This is a genomic window from Lyngbya sp. CCY1209 (assembly GCF_055795065.1).
The window spans coordinates 1-6,400 of sequence record NZ_JAYFER010000535.1; the positions used below are offsets into that span (position 1 = coordinate 1).

Genomic DNA, 6,400 nt, shown 5'->3' on the forward strand with positions numbered 1-6,400 from the left:
CATTGACAGTTTCCCCGATCGCTAAACCCAATTCATCCGCATCTAGGGGGTCGGGATCGACAAGAGTTGAACCCCCCGACCAATCCAATATAAAATCATCGCCCTCATCGGCAAAATCCGTGACCACTCCTGTTACTGTTGTTCCCGCTTGAATCTCTGTCATCTCTTGATTCTGCCTTCTTGAACTCGATACTGTCACTTTAAACAGGAAAAATGACAGGAAGATGACAGAAAATAGTCGCCCCTACTGCCACTCCTCCCAAGAATTGTTAAAAATCGAAGTCTTGGGAAACGCGATCGGATTGTTGTTTTGTTCCAAAATCCACTGCAACTCCTCCAAAAGCGGTTCCCGCCGCGGCAACTCATCCACCAATTCATAGGGAAAAATATCGCGATCGCCCGCAAAAACCGCCGCCGTCCCCGCCGCCGCCCCCGAGGACCATTCAAACGAGTGCACCCGATACGCCGCCGCCGCGATATGGCTGGTGGCGATACTCTTCCCCGCCACCAACAAATTGTCGATTTCCTGGGGAATCATCGCCCGCAGCGGAATTTGGAACGGATACGCCGCCCCCTGTCCCAGGCGTTCCCCCTCCCGTTCCGTATTTCCCGGCGTTTCCGGGGGACTCAGCGTCATGCAGGGGTGAAAGTCGATCGCATAATGTCCGATCCCCACCGTATCCGGGTAAATCGTCGATCGCGATCGCCTCCCAATCTCCTCCGGCGTCAGATTTTCCGCCACCATCTCCGGCAACTCCAACCCCGCCAACGCCATCCACAATTCCCGATACTCCTGAGACGAGAAATTTTCCCGGTAAAAATCCTTGCCGAAATCATTGCGAGAAATGTCCGTTTCCCACACCGTAAACCCCTCCGGCTGGCCGTAAGACGGGCGTCCGATAATCCGCCTCGCTTCCCTCATGTAGGGAAACTTGGACAGTCCGTGAACCGTCCCCATCGGCGAGTCCAACCCCTGCAAAAAGCGGTGATCCGGGTGGGGTTCCTTGAACCCGTCCCCCAGTTGGGAATCCGTGGTCCCCTCCACCAGCCAATAGAAAAACCCCACGGCGTTCTCTTCCCCCCTTGCCAGCGTCTCCACCCGCACGCCGCCCATCCAACCTCCGGGGTCTAGCTGCCCCGTGGCGGCCAGTTGTCGGGGCGTCAGGATTGCATTGTCCTCCGCCGTGCCGGGGCGGTAATCGTTGCCCCAGGTCCAGTTTTGCATCGAGATGTCCCCCGGAATGATATCCCATTGGCGGGGATTGGGGGAAAAGGGACCCTCGGGCTGTTCGCTGTGGATGCGGCGGTAGGTGTAAACCAGGGTGAAATTGGCCAGCCGTTCCAACTCATAGCTGTAGTAGGGGGCATAGCGATCGTAAAATGCGGGCAACTCGTGGGGTTTGGGTCCCGGCAGGGCCTCCATCGCGAAGGTGTAGGTGAAACCCTGGGTACAATAGGGGTCGCCCGTTTCGCTGGAGGAGGTGGGTTCGAGGGGGGTGCGGGCGTCGATGCCCAGGCGGTGGGGAATATTCGTCATGCCGATAATTTCCCCGGTTTCCGTCGCTTCGATAACGTACCAGTCGGCGGCTTGGCGGCCCGAGTTGGCGGGGACAAATTCGATAATCGTCTTGTCGAAACGGTCCGAGTCCTCGAAGCGGTAGGCGTCCTCGATGACTCGGGAGAGGGGTTCGGTGTTGAGGGGCGGCGTACCCGGCGCCGGTTGGTGTTGAATGGCGATCGCGCCGACGATTTGGCGGTCCTCAATTTCCAGAGATTTCGGCACCGTATTGGGAAACCATTTTAAAGTACCATTTCCCCGTTTTGCCGCCTCTTGCAACATTTCCAATAAAATGGCGTGGCCGTCGTCGGGGCGGAAGCAGGATTCACTCACCCAGCAGGCGCCGGGGTTGAGGATGCCGTATTTTTCCTCGATGCGATCGCGCAATTCCAGATAACCGCGAGGATAAAATAAAAGCGATCGCTGCGTCGGCCGTTCGTCGAGGGCGGCAGTCCCCTGGGAGGAAATCTGACCCCCCACCCAGTCGGTGATATCCGTCACGCAAACCGTCCGCCCCTCCAGCAGTCCTTCGTAAGCCGCCGCCGTCCCCGCCAGTCCGCTGCCGAAGACCAAAAGATCGCAACTTTCGCGGCGATCGGGTTCGGGAATGATATCATTTTGTGCGATCGTCGGGACGGCCCAAAATAGGGAAAAACTGCCGAGAATGAGACGGGCGAAAAATCTGCGGTTCAAAGTGACAATCTCCAACGTGCTATATGAATGGCAACCCTATAAGGTTGCCCCCACGGAAGGGCGGTCAAACAAGCGGATCTGATATGAATCGAGAATCGGGAAAGGGCGAATGCCATTCGCCCCTACAATTAATCCCAATTCTTCCACAGATCACCCGTCAATTAAATCTGCGTCAATCTGCGTAATCTGCGGATCGATATTACAAGAATCCTGACAACTCCAAAGCATCCGAATTGACCCCCTCAAAAATAGCCAATTGCTGGCCGTCGAAAGAGACAATAACATCGGCGCCGTCTTGAGTCATCTGCACCTGTTCCCGAGTCAACCCGCCTTCGAGGGCGATGAAATCGACACCCACCTGAAAATCGGTGATCCGGTCCAAACCCGGATTGACGGCGAGGACGAAGCGATCGCTCCCTTCCCCACCCGTGAGGGTATCATTGCCGTCGCCCCCAAACAAGATATCATCGCCCATCTCACCCAACACCAGGTCATCCCCCTCGCAACCGCTGAGGCTGTCGCCGTCCTTGCCGCCGTGGAGAATATCGTTTCCTTCATTACCGCAGAGGGTATCCCGGCCTTCATCCCCATACATCAGGTCATCGCCGGCCCCGCCGGCCATCCGATCCTGCTGTCCCTCGGCGCCGACAGCGGGGGAGTTGCCATCCTCAGCATGGTCGCCCCGCAGGGTATCGTTGCCGTCCCCACCGCAGAGGGTATCATTGCCTTTATCCCCCAACAGGAAATCATTTCCGCGATCGCCAAACAGGATATCATCATCCTGCCCCCCGTTCATCTCGTCGTCATCATCTCCCCCGACGAGGGTATCGTCGCCTTCGTTGCCATTGATAACATCATTTCCGGCCCCCCCGAACAGGAGATCCCGTCCGCCGACATCCCGGGGTTCCTGGTCGAGGTCGTTGCTAGTCCCGCCGAGGAGGGTATCATCACCCTGTTCGCCGACAAGGGTATCATTACCCTTTTCGCCAAAAATGTAGTCATTATCTTTGCCCCCGTGGGCGCGATCATTTCCGTCCCCGCCGTGGAGGGTATCCCGGCCCAAATTCCCCACCAGCCAATCATCGCCCTCGTCGCCGAACAACAGATCGCGATCGCCAGTATCGCCCAGAGGTTGCGGACCGCTCGGGCCACCGATCAGGGTATCGTTATCCTCCTCGCCATAGAGGGTATCGTCCCCTTCGTCCCCGAAGAGGAGATCGTCCTGCCGGCCCCCGTGGAGAGCATCCTCACCGGACTCACCCACCAAAGTATCATTCTGCTGGTTGCCGAACATAGAATCATTGCCCGAACCGCCCCAGAGGTAATCCAGTCCGTCCATATCTTCAACGGTGGTATTGGTCGTCCCGCCGAGGATGGTATCGTCCCCCTCATCGCCGATGAGAGTGTCGTCCCCCTGTTCGCCCAGAACCCAATCATTGTCCTTACCGCCGTGTATGCGATCGCTTCCTTCGCCTCCGTGGAGGGTGTCTCGACCCAGATTTCCAGCCAGTAAATCGTCGCCCTCGTTGCCGTAGATGACATCATTATCGCTCTCATCCTCCCCGAGAGGTTCGGAACCGCTCGGGCCGCCGATCACCGTATCGTTGCCCGTATCTCCCTTCAGGTCGTCATTTCCCGTCCCGTCGAACATCAGGTCGTCGCCGGAACCGCCGAAGGCCTCGTCGTCCCCGCCGCCGGGAAGGAGGGTATCGTTGCCCCCGAAAGCTTCAAAAAACTCGTTTTCGTCGCTTCCGATTAACTGATCGTCATTTTCCGTCCCTTCCGAATCACCATTCGACACATCGGGAAGTTCCGGGAAAGCGATCGCATCCAGAATCGGATGAACCGGGAGAGTAATCGGGTCAATTTGGGGAGACGGCGGACATTCGCAGCAAACCTCCAAGGGCACCGGACTATCATCCCGGAAATCCGGTTCGATAACAGGTTCTTCCGGTTCGATGACAGGAGGTTCAGTCACGACAAAAGCCGGAAAAACAACAGTCGGCTGTTCAAAAATCTCCTCAACCTCCACGGTAACGGCCGCCGTATCCGTTCCGCCGTTATTGTCGGTGACGGTGTAATTGAAGGTATCCGTACCGCTAAAATCGGGGGCGGGAGTGTAAATCAAGGTATCGCCATCCTGGGTGACGCTTCCCTCATTGGCGGACACCGCATCGAAACGGTCGATGCTGAGGACATCCCCATCCGGGTCGCTGTCGTTGTCGAGAACCGCGATGGTGACGGGTTCTCCGGCGATCGTCCCGGTCTTGTCATCCTCGGCGTCGGGCATCGCGTTGAACTCCCGGAAATCGGGGATGCCGTCCCCGTCGGTGTCAGGAATTTCCCCCGGTTGACCGATATCCCCGAACCCGTCGCTGCGGTCTACCACATCGGGAATGCCATCATTGTCAGTGTCCGCGTCATTGATGCGGCCATCCCCATCCGGATCTTCAAACCCCGCCTCCACGATATCCTGAAAACCGTCATCGTCGCTGTCGAGATCCTGATAATCGGCGGTTCCGTCCCCGTCGGTGTCGAGAGGCGGTTCGTCGCCACTGCTGCCGAATCCGTCAATATTGCCGTCATCCGCGTCCGGGATACCGTCCCCGTCCGTATCCGGTCCCGTGACGATGCCATCCCCCTCCGGGTCCTCCGAACCGCTTTCGACGATATCGTTGATGCCGTCATTATCGCTGTCGAGGTCGCGGTAGTCCGGAACGCCATCCCCATCCACATTGGGAACAGGTAGGGGAGTGCCACCATCGTCCGGATCGATCGCATCAGCTAATCCATCCCCATCCGTATCCACATCCGCCCCATCGAGGATACCATCTCCGTCCGCATCCGTGCCGCCCGCTTCCACCACGTCGCCGATACTGTCGTTGTCGCTGTCGAGATCTCGGAAGTCGGGAACGCCGTCACCATCCGTGTCGATCGCACTGTCGGCCACCCCGTCCCCGTCCAGGTCCGTCGTCCCCGATTCGGGGAACACTTCCACCGCATCAGCCAAACCGTTATCGCCAAAATCGTTAGTTAAATCGATCGTCCCGTCGCCGTCGGTGTCGAGGGCCGCGATTTGTTCTGGGGACAGTCCGCTTTCCTGGAAATCGGGGATGCCGTCGCTGTCGCTCTCGAAATCGATGCGATCGGGAATGCCGTCCCCATCGGTATCTCCCTCGCCTTCCTCCGCATCCAGAATAGCATCGTTGTCGTCGTCGAGATCTTCCGTATCCGGGATGCCGTCGCCGTCGGTGTCGAGGGGAGGATCGACGGCGGTGATATTGACGGTAGCGGTGGCCGTCTCGCTGTCACCCTCGCCGTCATTCACCGTGACTTCGACCGTGCGGGGGGTCGTGTCGGGGTCGTCGGAGGTATTATTATACTCGATCTGGGCGATCGCACTCTGATAGTCTTCCGGGGGAGCACTACCCGTCAAAGAAATCGTCCCCGTCGTCGGGTCGTACTCGCCGGCGGTGATGCCGTCCGGCAAGGGGCCCGCGACTCCCAAACTTTCCGCCTCACCGTCAGGGCGATTCGTCAGAGTGACCGTGGCACTTTCGATAATGGTATCATCCGGGTCGCCGACACTGATATCCGTATCCGCGATCGCGATCGGTTCCCCACCCTCAATAAATGTCGTTTCATAACCCGTCCCAGCCACACCGCTGCTATCGTCCCCGTCCAAATCCACAACTGGCGGGTCGTTCACCTCAGACTGGGTAATGGTGATATCGGTACCCCCCTCCACCGTCTCCGTCCCGTCGCTGACGGTGTAAGTAAACTCTCCCGGGTCCGCCGTCGGGTCAAAATCATCCGGCGCCCGATAAATCAACCCTTCCAATTCCTCGGGGGTGAGTTCGTCCCCCTCGGCCACCGGCGTCCCGTCCGCCTTGGTAACGGTTCCCACATTCGGCACTCCGGCGACAGTGATGGTGAGGTCATCTCCATCCGGGTCCGTGGGGGCTGAGAGTCCCAGAGGTGTCGAACCCCCTTCGTCGAGACTGATTTCGTTGTCGTCAGCTACAGGGGGGCTATTGGCATCTGTCGTCACCGTCACTGTAATATTGGCTGCGTTGGAAATGGCTCCGTCGTTGTCGGACACGGTATAACTGACGGGGGTGGCTTCTCCTATGAACCCCTCTTCGGGAG

At 58.3% G+C, this 6,400-nt stretch carries 3 protein-coding genes; all 3 read right to left on the minus strand.

Annotated elements, in window-relative coordinates:
• On the minus strand, positions 1 to 199 hold a 199-nt coding region (locus AC0QHF_RS17685; RefSeq protein ID WP_324705555.1), incomplete at its 3' end, for a hypothetical protein.
• Positions 200 to 244: 45 nt separating this feature from the next.
• Positions 245 to 2,251 (minus strand): FAD-dependent oxidoreductase, encoded by a 2,007-nt coding sequence (locus AC0QHF_RS17690; protein ID WP_324705556.1) that lies wholly within the window; start codon positions 2,249 to 2,251, stop codon positions 245 to 247.
• Positions 2,252 to 2,450: 199 nt separating this feature from the next.
• The coding region (locus AC0QHF_RS17695) for an Ig-like domain-containing protein (RefSeq protein WP_324705557.1) at positions 2,451 to 6,400 on the minus strand (3,950 nt) is incomplete at its 5' end.